General features: G+C 64.7%; 10 protein-coding genes. 3 read left to right on the forward strand and 7 right to left on the reverse strand.

What is annotated here, in order from left to right:
- Positions 1-47: 47 nt before the first annotated feature.
- Positions 48-296 carry a hypothetical protein gene (locus CFE28_13710; protein ID OYU70955.1) on the forward strand — a complete coding sequence of 83 codons (249 nt, stop codon included), beginning with the start codon at positions 48-50 and terminating at the stop codon, positions 294-296.
- A gap of 70 nt (positions 297-366) precedes the next feature.
- On the opposite strand, the gene CFE28_13715 is transcribed toward CFE28_13710, so the two are convergent.
- Entirely contained in the window at positions 367-2,298 is a 1,932-nt protein-coding gene (locus CFE28_13715; GenBank protein OYU70956.1) for a hypothetical protein, read from the reverse strand.
- Between the two features lie 137 nt (positions 2,299-2,435).
- Positions 2,436-3,083 (reverse strand): hypothetical protein, encoded by a 648-nt coding sequence (locus CFE28_13720; GenBank protein OYU70957.1) that lies wholly within the window; start codon positions 3,081-3,083, stop codon positions 2,436-2,438.
- Positions 3,084-3,276: 193 nt separating this feature from the next.
- Between CFE28_13720 and pepN the strand changes: the two genes are divergently transcribed.
- Both pepN and CFE28_13730 read left to right on the forward strand, forming a co-directional pair.
- Positions 3,277-5,895, forward strand: a complete 2,619-nt coding sequence (pepN, locus tag CFE28_13725) for an aminopeptidase N (protein OYU70958.1) — start codon at positions 3,277-3,279, stop codon at positions 5,893-5,895.
- A 138-nt stretch (positions 5,896-6,033) separates the two neighbouring features.
- A complete protein-coding gene (locus tag CFE28_13730; protein ID OYU70959.1) occupies positions 6,034-8,562 on the forward strand; it encodes an ATPase in 2,529 nt (842 codons plus the stop codon).
- A gap of 21 nt (positions 8,563-8,583) precedes the next feature.
- Here the strand turns inward: CFE28_13730 and CFE28_13735 are convergent, their stop codons facing one another.
- Genes CFE28_13735 through CFE28_13755 form a run of 5 tightly spaced genes read right to left on the reverse strand, consistent with a single transcriptional unit; the run spans position 8,584 to position 15,574 of the window.
- Positions 8,584-9,018 (reverse strand): hypothetical protein, encoded by a 435-nt coding sequence (locus tag CFE28_13735; protein OYU70960.1) that lies wholly within the window; start codon positions 9,016-9,018, stop codon positions 8,584-8,586.
- Positions 9,015-11,906 (reverse strand): bifunctional glutamine synthetase adenylyltransferase/deadenyltransferase, encoded by a 2,892-nt coding sequence (locus CFE28_13740; GenBank protein ID OYU70961.1) that lies wholly within the window; start codon positions 11,904-11,906, stop codon positions 9,015-9,017. Before CFE28_13740 ends, CFE28_13735 begins: the two co-directional genes overlap by 4 nt.
- The gene (locus tag CFE28_13745) at positions 11,906-13,306 is read right to left on the reverse strand and encodes a histidine kinase (protein ID OYU70962.1); all 1,401 of its coding nucleotides are present in this window, start codon (positions 13,304-13,306) and stop codon (positions 11,906-11,908) included. Before CFE28_13745 ends, CFE28_13740 begins: the two co-directional genes overlap by 1 nt.
- 18 nt (positions 13,307-13,324) lie before the next feature.
- Positions 13,325-13,996 (reverse strand): DNA-binding response regulator, encoded by a 672-nt coding sequence (locus tag CFE28_13750; protein ID OYU70963.1) that lies wholly within the window; start codon positions 13,994-13,996, stop codon positions 13,325-13,327.
- Between the two features lie 24 nt (positions 13,997-14,020).
- Positions 14,021-15,574 (reverse strand): serine protease, encoded by a 1,554-nt coding sequence (locus tag CFE28_13755; protein ID OYU70964.1) that lies wholly within the window; start codon positions 15,572-15,574, stop codon positions 14,021-14,023.
- Positions 15,575-15,786 lie beyond the last annotated feature (212 nt).

A 15,786-nucleotide genomic window follows, 5' to 3' on the forward strand; every position in this document is an offset into this window, starting at 1 on the left:
AAGTCAGGTCCAGCGTCACGGCCTCACAACTGGGGAGGTCAATAGACATGAACATTTCGAAGATTACGGGTCTGACTGTTTCGCTCGCCCTTGCAGCGTCTCTCGCGGCCTGCAGCAAGCCAGCAGAAGATTCCGCACCGGCCGCAACTGAGCCTGCAGCTGCAGCAGCGCCTGCTGCTGACGCCGCCGCAGCCCCCGCTGCTGACGCTGCCGCCGCACCTGCCGCTGATGCTGCAGCTGCTCCGGCTGAAGCTGGCGCGGGTGATCAGACCAACCCGAGCCCTGGCGGACACTAGACCCGATATCTGGCGGCTCGCGGGTCAAAGGCGTCTCAGGACGTCCAGGACCAGCGGGCCGCCATTCTTACTAGGCCGTCGGCTCGTACCAGATGGGCGATGACCAGGCCCGTTCCATGACCGTCGCCTGCATGTAGGGGTTCGGTGGTGTGCCATTGCGGATGGCGTCCCAGGTGGACCACCGGCAGGACGGATTTTCCAGAACCCGCACATAGTAGAAGGCCCGTTGCTTCGGATTGAAGGTCGGGTCCGTCCACACCGTCTTGAGCTCGACATCACCCTTGAAACGATCGGGCTGACAATTGGTCAGGTCGACCTTTGCTCCATTGGCCGGGCAGCGCCATGAACCCTGGTCGAGGGCAAGTTTGTCCGAGCAGGCCACGTCGAATACCCGCTCCTTCGCCACCCCGTTCTCGATCCAGCCCTTCACGATCTGCGCCCTCTGCAGATAACCCGAATTCGGGTCACGGACCGCCCAGACCAGGAAGCTGGGCGCCTTGCCCTTTGAGGGCAGAAGGTCACCGCCCATGGGCACACCCCGGGAATAGGCCTGACGGACCGTGTCCACCCTCTGGGTCAGGCCGGCAGGGAAGTCATAGCTGCCGAAGAACCGGACCCGGATGCGTGGTCCCGACGTGGCGAAGGTCTCCCGGCGCTTGAGCGCAGCATAGATCGCGTCGCGGGAATTCTCCTCGGCCCAGACCCCGGCCAGACCGCTGGCGCCCCAGGCCTGCTGCGCCGGAATGATCGCCGCCTTCGGATCAGGCGCAGCCACACCGTCCCAGGTCTTCGCGCCATTGGGGGGCACAGAGCGCCGCAGGTCCGGCGTACCGTCAGTCCGGCCGACCTTGCTGAAATAGTTGGGCTCTTCCACGCTTCCAGGCGCTGCATTGTGCGTGTCGGATGAGCCGATGAAGCCGAACTTGAACCCGTTGATCCCCACCTTGTCGCGCATGAGCAGGCCATCTTCCAGGGCCCGGCGCACATAACTGCCGGCGAACTTGGTGACCTTGATGTCCCGGCCGATGTAATTTTCCATGATCTCGAAGTTCGCCCATTCGTCATTGGGCGACAGCGTCGGATGGGTTTCCGAGGTGCCCTTGATCTGGGTGATTTCGGTCAGGGGCTCATTGCGGGCCCGCAGCTCGGCATAGGCCCGGTCGACAGGCGCGCCATTCCTGCGCACGGAGTCGAACATCAGGCCATCGCTGCCATTGGAATTGTGGGGAATGGCCAGGGCTTCGATACCCTTGCCACGCCAGCCGTCCATGGTGCGCCAGAGATTTTCAGGATCATTGGATTCCGACGACGAATAGGGCATGGCCGGAACATTGGCGCCGCGGAAAATGACGTTCCGGTGCAGGTTCCGGCCGCCCGGCGCCGAGGTGTATTCATAGCCCACCAGGGTGGTGAACTTGCCTGGCTGATTGTTGCGTGCGGCGGCCTGCTGAACCTCGGTCCAGGCCCGGGAAATGATGTCGGGATTGTTGAATTCCTTTGGCAGGGTCCCTGCTTGCCGCCCCATGGTGAAGGCGGTGAAGGCTCGCTGGATCTCGGCAGGGTCGGTGCTGAACAGGCCCTGGGTAAAGGGCAAGGCATGCAAGGCTGAATCTGGTTTTCCAGCCTCGCGGATGGCCGACATGTATTCCGCGTGATCGGTCACGGCCACAAAGTCGAGGGGGCCTCCCGCCAGGCGGATGTCGAAACCACTTGAGTGACCGATCGCCTCGCCCCGGGCGAAGCGGTAGGCGTCATCAGGGGTCCGCCGGACATTGAAGATATAGGCGTCGTTGGACAGATAGGTGTGGACGTGAAGGTCGCCGAAATAGGCGTTGCGGTCAGCACTGTATCCCGGAAGGCGAGCTGCAGCGGCGGCTTTCACAGGCGCGGCCGGCGATGGCTTGCCGTCAACAGGTCGTCCGCTGCTCCAGGCTGCGCCAGTCAGAAGTGCGCCCGCCAGAGCCGCTGTTCCAAGATATCGGAGCCCCGAAATGCTCACCATAACTCCCCTCCCCAGGGTCAGTTGTGTTTGTTGTCAGCACTAAATCCCCCGCGGCCTTGCCTGTGAAGGTCCAAATTGCAGGCGCAAAAAAACCCGGAGACCTTTCAGGGCCTCCGGGTCCAGTTGGGGTAGACGCTCTAGAACTTGTAGCCGACGCCGGCGGACACCACCCACGGGTCCAGATTGACCTTGGAGACCAGGGTCCCGCCGTTGATCTTGGCCGTCGTGTTGAAATAGACCTTCTTGACGTCGAGGTTGACGCTCCAGCGATCCTTGGTCGCCACGTCGACCCCGGCCTGGAGGGCGTAGCCGACGCCGTCCTTCACCTTCACCTTGAAGCCGTTGTAGTCCTTGCCGCCGTAGAAGAGCATGTAGTTCAGGCCGGCGCCGACATAGGGGCTGACCCGGGCGGCGGGTGCGAAATGATACTGGAGGGCGACCACCGGAGGCAGGACCCAGGTGTCATGGACCTTCACATTGGTGGCGCCGCCGACGGCCTTGATGTCGTGGTGGGAAGTGCCCAGGACCAGCTCGCCTGACACATGGTCAGTCAGGAAATAGACCAGACCGACAGTAGGCACGACGCTGGAATTCACTTCAGCATTCAGACCGGTCGCGCCGCCAGCGGCGGTCTTGATGGGATCGCCGGCATCAGGCGCGACATCAGTAACCCGCGTCTGCAGCATGAACAGGCCGGCATGCTTGCCCTGGAAGTCTTCCGCCGAAGCTGCGCCTGCAATGGCGAGGGCGCCAACCAGCGCCAGTCCGAATTGAGTCTTGGTCATGTTCTTTCCCCGTATTGCGGGCGAGTGAGAGATCGCCGCCTGGGAACAGGTCTAGACGCAGGGACTCAGACCGCCTTGATCCAACTCAAACAAACGTTTGAAGCCATGTTTGGTCAGGAAAAATTGAGACACAGCGGGCTTGCTGCAATTGACGGCCTCGCCCAAGTCAACGGGATCACATAGGTTTCAAGCCATGCGCACAGACACCCCCCAGCCCATCCGCCTCACCGACTATCGCCCGCCAGCCTATTTGATCGATGAGGTCAGGCTGGACTTTGACCTGGCGGCCAACGCCACACGGGTCCGGGCGCGGCTGTCCATCCGGCGCAATGGTGAGCATTCAGACCCGCTTGTGCTCAATGGCGAGCGGCTGAAGCCGGTTTCCGTGGCGATTGATGGTCGCAAGCTGTCGGCGGATGAGCATCAGATCGACGCCGAATTCCTGACCATCCCCTCGCCTCCGGCGGCCTTTGTCCTGGAGACCGAGGTCGAGATCGATCCCGAGGCCAACAAGGCCCTGGATGGCCTCTATATGTCAGGGGGCCGGTTCTGCACCCAGTGCGAGGCCGAGGGCTTCCGCAAGATCACCTGGTATCCGGATCGTCCGGACGTGCTCAGCAGGTTCACTGTGCGGATCGAGGCCGACAAACGATTCCAGCACCTGCTGTCCAACGGCAATCTGATGGAGTCCGGCGTCCTGCCGGGGGGGCGTCACTATGCCCTGTGGAATGATCCCTTCCCGAAGCCCTGCTACCTCTTCGCCCTTGTGGCCGGAGAGCTGGATGTCCTGTCCGACAAGCTGGTCACCATGACCGGTCGGACCGTAGACCTGAAGATCTATGTGGATCCTGGCATGGCGGAGCGGGCGGCCTACGCCATGGACTCCCTGAAGCGGTCAATGAAATGGGACGAGGAGGTCTTTGGTCGTGAATACGATCTGGATCTCTTCATGATCGTCGCGGTCCGCGACTTCAACTTCGGCGCCATGGAGAACAAGGGGCTGAACATCTTCAACTCCTCGCTGCTGCTGGCGGACGCCGCCACCGCAACGGACCTGGACTATGAGCGCATCGAAAGCGTCGTGGCCCATGAGTATTTCCATAACTGGACGGGCAACCGCATCACCTGCCGCGACTGGTTCCAGCTGTGCCTCAAGGAAGGCCTGACCGTCTTCCGCGACCAGAGCTTCTCGGCCGACATGCGCGGTGAAGCTGTCCAGCGGATCAAGGACGTCAAGGCCCTGCGGGCCCGGCAGTTCTCGGAAGACCAGGGCCCCCTCGCCCACCCGGTCAGGCCGTCCAGCTATCTGAAGATCGACAACTTCTACACGGCGACCATCTATGAGAAGGGCGCCGAGGTCATCCGGATGCTCAAGACCCTGATCGGCGCGGAAAAGTTCCGGGAAGGGATGGATCTCTATTTTGATCGGTGGGATGGCCACGCCACTACGGTCGAGGAGTTCATCCGCTGCTTCGCCGAGGTCACCGACCAGGACCTTTCAGACTTCTTCGCCTGGTACGAACAGGCCGGAACGCCGCAGGTCGACCTGAAGCACACCTATGACTCTGACAGGAAGACCCTGATCCTCGAGCTGACCCAGCTGACCCCGCCAACCCCGGGTCAGGGGACAAAGCGGGCCCTGCCGACTCCGGTGCGGATCGGCCTTCTGGACTCCGACGGCCGGACCCTGGCCTTCGAGCGTGATGGCCAGGCCATGGACGAAACCGTGGTCGTTCTGGATCAGCCAAGGACCCGGATCACCCTGACCGGCGTTGACTCCGTCCCTGTCATTTCCGCCCTGCGCGGATTTTCGGCCCCGGTTGGCCTGACCACCGACGCGGCGCCCAAGGACCGCTACGTCCAGCTGGCAGGCGACCCCGACCCCTTCAACCGCTGGGAGTCCGGCCAGGACCTGGCCCGGGACCTCATCCTCAGTCGCGCGGCCGGCCGCCCGGACGAGGTCGGCGAGGAGCGATACGCCCACGCCATTGAACGGGCACTTTCGGACCAGGCGTCGGAACCTGCCTTCAAGGCCCTGCTGCTGGGCCTGCCCGCCGAGACGGACCTGGCCCTGGCGCGACAGCCAGCCGATCCCGCAGCCATTCACGCCGCCCGGGAGGCCCTCAAGCAGCGCCTGGCCCTGCACCTGGCGGATGACCTCAAGCGCATGCACATGGGCCTGCAGGACACCGGCGAATTCTCCCCCGACGCCGCCAGCGCCGGACGGCGCGCCCTGCGCAACGCCGTCCTTGATCTCCTGGCGACCAATCCCAGAACCGACATCGCCGACCTGGCGGAGGGCCATTACCGCGCGGCCCTGAACATGACGGACGCCATCGGCGGCCTGAACGCCCTGATGACCATCGGGGGATCGGCCTTTGATGCGGCCCTGGCGGATTTCTATGACCGCTGGAAGGACGAGCCCCTGGTCATAGACAAGTGGTTCGCCCTGCAGGCCCGGGATCCGGGACCTGGCGCCCTCGGGCGAGTTCTGGGTCTGACGGTCCATCCCGCCTTCGATCAGACCAATCCCAACCGGTTGCGCGCCCTGGTCTCGACCTTCGCCGCCGCCAATCTGGTGAACTTCCATGATCCCAGCGGGTCAGGTTACCGGTTCCTGGCGGATCAGATTCTGGCGGTTGACCGGTTCAATCCGATGACGGCGGCCCGGATGGTCGAGCCCCTGGGGGGCTGGCGAAGATACACGCCTGATCTGGGCGCCTTGATGAAGGCCCAGCTCAAGCGGATTTCATCATCGGAAGGCCTGTCCAAGAACGTGTTCGAACTGGTCGAAAAGGCCCTGGCCGACTGATCTGGCGCCCGCCGCGACGCCCCCCGCGACGCCATGACTCACCTTCCGGGCCAACGGGACCGTGACGGCGCGGACCCGGCCGGATAGACTCACGTGCGCGGGGGGTGACTCGGCCGTAGGTTTGGGGAGCACTGGGCTTTGGCCGAGAGCAGTGAGTATGCTGGAGTGAAGGACCGGAGGCGTCGGGCGACCGACCGCCGCGCCCATCACGACGCCTATTCAGCGCCCACCCAGGGACTGGCCCGCATCGCCACCCTGGCCGGCCTACTGGTCATCACCATCTACACCGCATTTGCGAGTTATCAGGCCGTCACCCAGCCACAGATGGCGACCCTGATCAATCAGGCCCTCCCCCACCGCAGCGAAACCCTGGCGGCGCGACTGGACGCAGAGACGGCAGACCTGCGCGGTGGCGTACTGGCCGCCCGGACACTCATTCGCGGTGAGGTCCAGCAACCTGGCGACGCCATCAAGACCGGACTGGCGGCCACGGGCGGCGCGGGCCTGGCCATGGCTGTGGTGAGTGACCAGGGCGTCCTGGCCTCAACCGGTGCAACCCGGGGCATAGACTGGCTGAAGCTCGACAAGATCGCAGAGATGTCGGCCAAGGATGTCTGGCTCGGCCCTTCACAGGCGTCAAAGGCGGGACTGGCCGCGGCCACGGCGACCCATACGGTGAAGGGCCTGCGCCGGATCATCGTCGTAGGCGACCCCGCCCGGCTTTCCGCATGGCTGGCCAAGGACCGCATTGAAGTCGTTGTCACGCCTGAAGGACGCGTGGTCGCCGCCTCCAGCGGCGTCGCGCCGGGCGATCAGATGAGCGTCGCCCTGGGCCTGACCCCCACTGAACTCAATCTCGAAGGCGGTCTGAAACGCGGCAAGCTGGCCGATGGCCAGGCCCTGGACGTCGCCGCCCGCCCCGCCATGGGCGGCGCGCTCTACACCATTGCGGCCGCACCTTCCGGGCCGGATGAGGTCACATCCCTGCAGTTGCAGCTGGGGCGTTTGCTGGCGGTCTGGGGCGCCTCCATGGTGCTGGGCATCCTGCTGATCACCCAGAGCCGCAAGGCTGAAGCCGCCCACAAGGACTTTGTCGATTCCGAACACCGGTTCCGCATGGCCGTTGAAGCAGCCCGGTGCGGCATCTGGGAATGGGATCTGGAAGCCGACCAGATGTACATGTCAGACGTCACTGGCGCGATCCTGGGATGGGGCGGCGGCGGCGTCGTGTTTGGCGATGAAGTCATGCAGAGGGTCGCTGAGGAACACCGCGACCGGGTGCGACAGGCCCTGACGACCGCCTCGGAATATGGTGGCTTCGACGTGTCCTTCAGGGCGCTGTCCCTGGAAGACGGTCGCTCGACATGGGTCGACGCCCGGGGTCAGGCCTTCGGCAAGACCGCCCGGGGCTTTACCCGGATCATCGGGGTCGCCCTTGACGTGACCGAGGAGCGCAGCGCCCAGGCCCGCGCCCAGGCCGCTGAGACCCGCCTTCGCGACGCCATCGAAAGTACGTCGGAAGCCTTTGTCCTTTGGGACCGCAAGGGCCGCCTGATCATGTGGAACCGAAACTACCGGGACTATTTCTCCCTCAGCGGTCAGGTGCTTGAACCCGGCGCCCACTACAAGAATGTTTCACACCTGGCCAAGGCTGCAATCCGCCAGGAAATACCCGCCGTGGATGGTCGCAAGGGCATTCGTGAAGCCGAGCTCAATGATGGTCGCTGGCTGCAGATTTCCGAGCGCAGGACTGCAGAGGGCGGCCTTGTCATGACGGCCGCCGACATCACCACCATCAAGATGCAGGAAGAAGCTCGGCGGATTAACGAGGAGCAGCTGCAGAGGGCGGTGGCCAGTCTCGAGCAGAGCCAGATCCAGCTGTCGGAACTTGCGCGGAAATACGAAGGCGAGAAGGTCAAGGCCGAGGCGGCGAACCGGGCCAAGAGTGAATTCCTGGCCAATATGAGTCATGAACTGAGGACGCCCCTCAATGCCATCAACGGCTTCTCGGAAATCATGTCCCAGGAGATGTTCGGCGCCCTGGGCGACGCCAGATACAAGGGCTATGCCCACGACATCCTGTCCTCGGGCCAGCACCTCCTGGCCCTGATCAACGACATTCTCGACATGTCCAAGATCGAGGCCGGCAAGATGACCCTGCGGCTGGAGCCTGTCATGATGGAAGACGTCGCAGAAGACGTCGTCCGCCTGATGCACAACCGCGCCGAAGCGGCTGGCCTCACCCTCAGCGTCAGCATTCCAGACCACCTCCCCGAGGTCGAGGCAGACTATCGCGCCGTGAAGCAGATCCTGATCAACCTGCTGTCAAATGCCGTGAAGTTCACCCCAAGGGGCGGGGCGGTCATCCTGCGGGCCGAGCCTGTGGTGGATGGTCTGGGCGAGCAGATCAAGATCACGGTCGAGGACACCGGGATCGGCATCGCCAAGGACGATCTCGAACGCCTTGGCCAGCCTTTCGTCCAGGTAGAGAGCCAGCATTCCAAGACGGTCCAGGGGACAGGTCTTGGCCTGGCCCTGACAAAGTCATTGATCGAGCTGCACGGCGGCGAACTGGACATGCGCAGCATTCCCGGACAGGGCACCCAGGTCAGCTTCAAGGTGCGGGTTTTCAGGAACGAGACCGGCCGCACCCAACAGGTGGCCTGAAGCGCCCCCTGAACCGTCCCGTCAGTCCCTGGCGTCATCCCTGGCAGGCTGGCGGGAAGCCTTCAATTCAGCCTTGTCCAGCCAGCCGTCGCCATTGGCGTCAGCTTTCGCAAAACGCTTCTGGGCGCCCAGATCCATCTCGGCGCGCGACAGCTGGCCATCCTGATTGCCATCATCTTCCGAGAAACGCCGGGCGGCGCGCCTGCCGACCTCAGCGCCTGCAAAACGGGAAATCATGTCGACGGCGCTCTGGTATTCCGCGCGGGCCAGTATCCCGTCCTTGTTGGTATCCAGTCTCTGAAGCAGCTGGGATGAGGAAACGGACCTGAACTCCGGCAGGGTGACCTTGCCGTCCCGGTTTACATCCGGGTTCGGCGGCCCCAGCTGCGCACTGGCTGTACTGGCTGAGGCCAGGACGACCGCCAGGCTCATGAGAAAACCGGATGAAATCTTCATGGGGTGACCACCTTCAGAAAGGCCTGATGGGCCTGGACCTGGGCTTGCGACAATCTGAGCTTGAGGGTCCTGAAGTCGCGCAACCCCGCAGCGCGGGCCATGATCTTGCGGAATGCTGCTGGCTGGTCCTCCGGCGCATCGTCCGCCGTCAGGGCCAGCTTAAGGATCTGGGTCAGGTTCTGTTGCAGGACCCAGGCCTTTTGCAGGGCCTCCAGGGAGTCTTCGGCCACCAGGCCCGAAGCCCCCAGCGCACTCAGGGCTTCGGCGGTGTTTGCGCGCAGAGGTCCGCCCCGGGCGGCGTGGGCCAGTTGCAGGAACTGGGCTGCAAACTCGATATCCACCAGGCCCCCCGGACAGAGCTTGAGGTCCCAGGGCCCCTTGGGCGGCCTCTCCCGCGCCAGAAGATCCCGCATCTCCCGGGTATCTGCGGCCACTGTCCTGATCTTTCGGGCCTTGCGCAGGGCAGCTTCGATCGCCCGCTCCGCACGCCCCGAGAATTCTGCAGATGACGCCCACACCACCCGGGCGCGGGTCAGGGCCAGAAGCTCCCAGGTCTCGGCTTCCCCTTCGTAGTAATCCTCAAAGGCGGTCATGCTGACAGCGACCGGCCCCTTGGTCCCCGAGGGCCGAAGCTGCATGTCCACTTCGTAGAGCTCGCCTTCCGCGGTTGGTGTCGAGAGAGCGGCGATCAGCCTCTGGGTGAACCGTCCGTAGAAGACATCAGCCGTCCAGCCCTTGCCGGCGGATACGCCGTCTGGTCGTGTCGGAGCATAGACGGTCATCAGATCAAGATCTGACCCCGCGCTCATCTCCCTGGACCCACACTTGCCAAGGGCGACCACGGCCACGTCGCCCTCAAACCCTCCGCCCAGCCGTTCAGCCTCTGCAAGCGAGATGGGCGCCAGCCCCGAAATCAGGGCGTCGGCGAGGTCGGCGAAGGCCCTTCCGGCGGTCTCGGCGTCAGCAGTTGCACTCATGACCTGAACGCCGATGCGGAAGGCCTGCTCGCGATGGACCCGGCGCGCCATGTCCATGGCCTCTTCAAATCCCGTTGCCCGCGCCAGGCTGGCCCTGACCGCTTCGCGATCCTCATCGCCCCTGAAGGCGGCGAAGAAGTCACCGTCCAGCATGGCGTCCAGGGCGGCCGGCCGGCGCGCCAGGGTGCTGGCCAGGCGGGGCGCGAAGGCCATGACCTGAACCACCAATTCGAACAGTTTGGGATTGGCCAGGAACAGGGCCTGCAACTGCACGCCGGACGACAGCCGGCTGAAGAAGTCCGCAAACCGTTTGAAGGCGACATCGGCCGCTCCCGTAGCCTGGGCCGCATCCAGCAGGCGCGGCGCAAGGCGGGTGAACAGCTCGCGGCCGCGCTCGGTCCGGGTGGCGGCGATATTGCCGTGGTGCCAGCTGCGGATGGTCTGGGACACCAGGGCCGGATTGCCCATGCCGATCCTGGCCAGGGTCTTCAGGGTTTCGGGGTCATCGTCGACCCCGGTGAAGATCAGGCTGCCGAACCTGGATGACAGGGGCTCTTCGTCGGGGAACAGCTCCCCATAGCGGCTGTTCACGGTCTTCAGGGTCCGCTCGACAGAGGCGTCGAAACTGGCCAGACGTCCCTGCCCCATGAGGGCGGCGACCCGACGCCGCTCGGCGTCTGACTCCGGCAGCTTGTGCGTCTGCTCATCGGCCAGCATCTGGATGCGGTGCTCGATGGCGCGCAGGCGACCATAGCTCTGGCTCATGTCGGCGCAGGCGGCGGGAGTGATGTGTCCCGCCTGGGCCAGGGCTTCCAGGGCCTCCACCGTCCGGCGACTGCGCAGGGCCGGATTGCGACCGCCCAGGATCAGCTGCTGGGTCTGGACGTAGAACTCGATCTCACGGATCCCGCCGCGGCCCAGTTTTACGTCCATGCCCCGCGCGGTCAGGCGATCATCGACCTTGTGGACATGGATCTGCCGCTTGATGGCGTGGATGTCGGCAATGGCCTCGAAATCCAGGTTCTTGCGCCAGACGAAGGAGGTCAGCTCCTTGAGAAAGGCTTCGGCGCAGGTCGCATCACCCGCGCAGGCCCGGGCCTTGATAAAGGCAGCCCGCTCCCAGTTCTGGCCAACGCTTCCGTAGTATTCCAGCGCCGCGGGGACGGTGACCGCCAGGGGGGTGGAGCTGGGGTCAGGCCGAAGGCGCAGGTCGGTGCGGAATACGTACCCGTCGGCCGTTCGCTCCTGCATGATCTGGGACAGCCGGTTGGTCAGCCGGACCGCCACGGACTGTGCTTCCTCGCCTTCTGCAACGGGCATCAGGTCAGGCTCGAAGAACACCGAAATGTCGATGTCGCTGGAATAGTTCAGCTCAAAGGCCCCGTGCTTGCCCATGGCGATGCAGAACAGCCCCGGGACAGGGCCTTCCGCCCCCTCACCGAGCCGGGCCAGCCTTCCTGCTTCGAACTCAGCCATGGCCGCAAGCCTCACCGCTGCCTGGAGGGATGAGTCTGCGAAGCGGGTCATGGCGCCGGTCACCTGATCCAGCCCCCAGACCCCGCCAAGATCGCATATTGCGGTCAGCAGATGGGCTTCGGCCTTCAGGTTGCGAAGGGCCGCCATGCCACGGGCAAGGTCCATGACCGCAGCCTCTGCAGTCCGACGCAGAAGATCATCCAGACGGGCGTCGGGATCAGCCTGAAGCAGGGCCGCGAGCCGCGGCGGGTCCCGGCGGACCAGGCTGGAAAGGTAGGTGGAAGCTCCGAAGATCGGCGCCAGTGCGGGCCAGGCCGCTTCAATCACGCCGATATCGGCAAGGTCACGTGAGACCAGCAGGGCAAGGAGCCGCGCCGAGGCCTTGGGATCAGGGTCCGGCCCACAGGGCTGCAGCCTTTCCAGCAGGACCGCCATCAGGCCCTCGGCAGAACCAGGGCGACCCGAAGGCCCGGACCGATGTCACCGACCATGCCGGGCCCCTCCGCAAGCTCCAGGCGCCCATGGTGGGCCTCGGCGACAGCGGCGACCAGGGACAGGCCAAGACCGGCCCCGGGCTGGTTCCGGCTGTTCTCCAACCGGACGAAACGGTCCACCACCCGGCTGCGATCAGCCTCCGGGACGCCGGGGCCGGTGTCTGTGACCGAGAACTCGACCTCGCCGGAAGATCTCTGGCGCACCCGCAGCATGATGGCGCCGCCCGTAGGGGTGTATTTGACGGCGTTATCCAGAATATTGGCCAGGGCCTGGGCCAGAAACTCGTGATTGCCCCGCACCACCAGGTCCTGGGCAAGCTCGGCGCGGAACTCCAGCTCCACATCCTCGCAGACCGGCTCATAAAGCTCGGCCATATTGGCGGCCAGTTCTCCGGGATTGAGCAATTGTGGACTTGGCGCTTCGCCGGCGGCCTGCAGGCGGGCAATGGCCAGGACGGCGCCGAAGGTCTTCAGCACGCCGTCCGTGTCCTCCAGGGCCTGGGCCAGGGCCTGTTCGGCATTCCCCCGCCCGGCTTCCAGGTCGATATAGGCGGCCTCAAGACGGGCCCGCAGCCGGGTCACCGGAGACCGGAGGTCATGGGCGATGGCGTCGCCGGCATGCCTGTGGCCGGCCATGGACCGTTCCAGCCGGTCGAGCATGTCATTAATGCCCTCGGCCAGCTCGTCAAACTCATCGCGGGATCCCCGCACCCGGGCCCGGGCGCCAAAGTCGCCATTGCGGACGGAAGCCACCACATCGGTCAGGCTGGCCATGCTGCGCGACACATTGCGGCTGACCAGAACGCCGCCGGCCAGGCCCAGAACCACCACCAGGGCGCCCGCACCCCACAGGGCCCGGACGATCTTGCCCACATAGGCCTGGTCCTCCCCGATATCGGCGCCGACAAACAGGATCTCCCCCGAGGCGAGGCGTTCCTGAAAGCCACGGGCCGGATGTTTCACGGGCCGGTTCTCGGCGTCCAGATCACTGACGGAAAAGCTGGCCCAGGTCGGGGAGCCGTCAAATTTGTCCAGGGGGCTCTCGGCGATGGAGCCGGAAATCCTCTGCCCCTGGGGCGTCATCAAGAGATAGAGGAAGGGCCGCTCATTGGCCGCCCGTTCGATCAGGGACTGGTTGAGGCCATCCAGCCCGCCACGATTGTAGGCCCCAGCCAGGGAGGCCGCCTCGCGGGTGATCTCCTTGTCCGTCCGTCTCTGGGCCTCGCCAGCCGTAGCCACGTAGATATAGGCCAGAAAGGCGCTGGCCGCCGCCCCGAACAAGGCCAGGAACAGCAGGGTCAGGCGGAACGGGGTGGTTCGGAACAGGCGCGGCAGGCGCATGGGGACGCGCCTCCGCGATCAGGTTTCGAGGCGATATCCGGCGCCGCGGACGGTCTGCAGCATGGCGCGGTCAAAGCCCTTGTCGATCTTCGAGCGCAGCCTTGAAATGTGCACATCGATCACATTGGTCTGCGGATCGAAATGATACTCCCAGACCTTTTCCAGCAGCATGGTGCGGGTGACCGACTGCCCGGCATGGCGCATCATGAATTCGAGCAGCTGGAACTCCCGGGGCTGGAGATCGATCTCCTTGCCCTGGCGGTGCACCGACCGGCCGATCAGATCCATTTCAAGATCGCCTACCTTGAGCAGGGTCTGGACTGAACCGGTTTCCCGGCGGCGGGACAGGGCCTCGACCCGGGCGATCAGTTCGGCGAAGGCGTAGGGCTTGACCAGATAGTCATCGCCCCCGGCCTTCAAACCGGTGACCCGGTCATTGATTTCGCCCAGGGCCGAAAGGAACAGGACCGGTGTCTGGTCCCCATCGCGACGCAGGGTCTCAACAAGGGTGACGCCGTCCATCCTGGGCATCATGCGGTCGACGATCATCACGTCGAACTCGGCCTGTCGGGCGACGGCCAGGCCTTCCTCGCCGTCTGCCGCCCGACGGCACTCATGCCCGCCCTCGGTGAGGCCGCGGTCCATGGCTTCCGCCGCCTCTACGTCGTCTTCGACAATCAGAATGCGCATGCCGCCCCCCGGGGTTTGATCGATCTAGCCAGACACTTTGAGCGGCAGGAACAGGGTCCGGCCACCACGATAAATGCCCACCAGCACGCTCTGGCGACCAGCCTTCTTGGCCGCCTCGACGACGCTGTTGAAGTCCTCGGCGCTGGCGACCTCCCGGTCTCCGGCGCGAACCAGGATGTCATCTGGCCGCACGCCCTTCTGGGCGGCGTCGGAATTGGGATCGAGGCTGGAGATCACCAGGCCCTTCACGGCGCCGTCGACGCCCAACCGGCGACGGCCGGCGTCATCCAGGGGTGTGAGGGTCAGGCCGATAACGGTGGTCTTGGCGGCGGCGCTTCCGCCCTTGCCGGGGGCCGCATCGTCCTTCTGGTTGTCATTGGCGACCAGGTCCTTCTCGCTGGGCCGGACGCCGGACCGGATTTCGACCGTCCGCGCCTTGCCCATACGCAGGACGTCAAGACGCAGGACTTCGCCGGGGCTGGCCTTGGCCACTTCCCGGGTCAGCTCGGACGAGGTGCGGACCTTGGCCCCATTGACCGCCACCACCACATCGCCCGCCATCAGGCCGGCCTTCTGTGAAGGACCGCCCGGAACCAGGTCGGCGACGATGGCGCCCTTCTGACCGGCCAGGCCCTGGGCCTCCGCCATTTCAGGGGTGAAGTTCTGGATCGAGGCGCCGATATAGCCGCGGGTGATCTTGCCGCCGGCGATCAGCTTCTTGGTGATGTTGTCGGCGACGTCAGCCGGAATGGCGAAGCCAATGCCCACAGACCCGCCGGACGGCGAGAAGATGGCGGTGTTCACGCCGATGACCCGTCCATAGACGTCAAAGGTCGGACCGCCGGAATTGCCCCGGTTTATGGGGGCGTCGATCTGGATGTAGTCGACAAAGGTTTCGCCGATGTCGCGGCCATAGGCCGAGATAATACCGGCGGTCGCCGTTCCGCCCAGCCCGAAGGGGTTGCCGACGGTAATGACCCAGTCACCGACCCGGGGCTTGGCTGCGTTCTCGAAGTTCACGAAGGAGAAGCCCGTTCCCTTCACCTTGATGACCGCCAGATCCGTGCCTTCGTCGCGCCCGACCACCACGGCGTCGAGCTCGCGTTCGTCCTTGAGGACGACCTTGATCTCATCGGCGTTCTCAATGACGTGGTTGTTCGTGACGATGTAACCGTCGGCCGAAATGAAGAAGCCTGACCCGGCTGACTGCTGGGTCGGAGCCCGGGGCGTCGGCCTGCCCTTTACGGCTGGCGGCGCATCTTCATCGTCGCCCTCTGGGGCGCCGCGCGGCACGATGTCGAAGGGAAGTCCCGGGATCTGGCGCCGCAGGGAGCTGGGATCGACCTTGGAGGTCACATTGATCGACACGACCGCCGGGGAAACCTGCTCGAAGATGTCGGCGAAGGACAGGGGCGCGCCGGGCGGCGGGGCGAAGATCGGCGCCGTCGAGGCGCGGATCAGCCGGGCGTCTCCAGCCTGGGCGTTTGGCAATTGCACAGCCGCCCCCGCCATGGCGCCCGAAACAATGACGCCGCCAGCGAGGACGCCCAAAAGGTAACCGGTCTTCTTCGAAGTCATTGGTCTTTCAGTTCCCTGTGGGTCCGGGTGTTGAACCGGCCCGATCCCGACAAACTAGGTTCGATCGCAAAGAGCGCAACTGGTGGATCGAATTTGACATCGGCATGGACGCTCGCATCTGTGAGACGCCAATGTCAGACTAGATCCCGTAGGCTCAAGTTACGAATAGGTCACGCTTCAGAGCGGCATGGCGACCGTTCTGAGGCGCAATC

It is taken from the genome of Alphaproteobacteria bacterium PA2, from assembly GCA_002256425.1.
GTDB lineage: Bacteria > Pseudomonadota > Alphaproteobacteria > Caulobacterales > Caulobacteraceae > Phenylobacterium.

Bases quoted from the DNA above. Each gene is read 5' to 3' on its own strand.
- CFE28_13740 (OYU70961.1), bottom strand. From the start codon at position 11,906: ATGGCGGTCCTGCTGGAAAGGCTGCAGCCCTGTGGGCCGGACCCTGAT.
- CFE28_13715 (OYU70956.1), bottom strand. From the start codon at position 2,298: ATGGTGAGCATTTCGGGGCTCCGATATCTTGGAACAGCGGCTCTGGCG.
- CFE28_13755 (OYU70964.1), bottom strand. From the start codon at position 15,574: ATGACTTCGAAGAAGACCGGTTACCTTTTGGGCGTCCTCGCTGGCGGC.
- CFE28_13720 (OYU70957.1), bottom strand. From the start codon at position 3,083: ATGACCAAGACTCAATTCGGACTGGCGCTGGTTGGCGCCCTCGCCATT.
- CFE28_13745 (OYU70962.1), bottom strand. From the start codon at position 13,306: ATGCGCCTGCCGCGCCTGTTCCGAACCACCCCGTTCCGCCTGACCCTG.
- pepN (OYU70958.1), top strand. From the start codon at position 3,277: ATGCGCACAGACACCCCCCAGCCCATCCGCCTCACCGACTATCGCCCG.
- CFE28_13710 (OYU70955.1), top strand. From the start codon at position 48: ATGAACATTTCGAAGATTACGGGTCTGACTGTTTCGCTCGCCCTTGCA.
- CFE28_13735 (OYU70960.1), bottom strand. From the start codon at position 9,018: ATGAAGATTTCATCCGGTTTTCTCATGAGCCTGGCGGTCGTCCTGGCC.
- CFE28_13750 (OYU70963.1), bottom strand. From the start codon at position 13,996: ATGCGCATTCTGATTGTCGAAGACGACGTAGAGGCGGCGGAAGCCATG.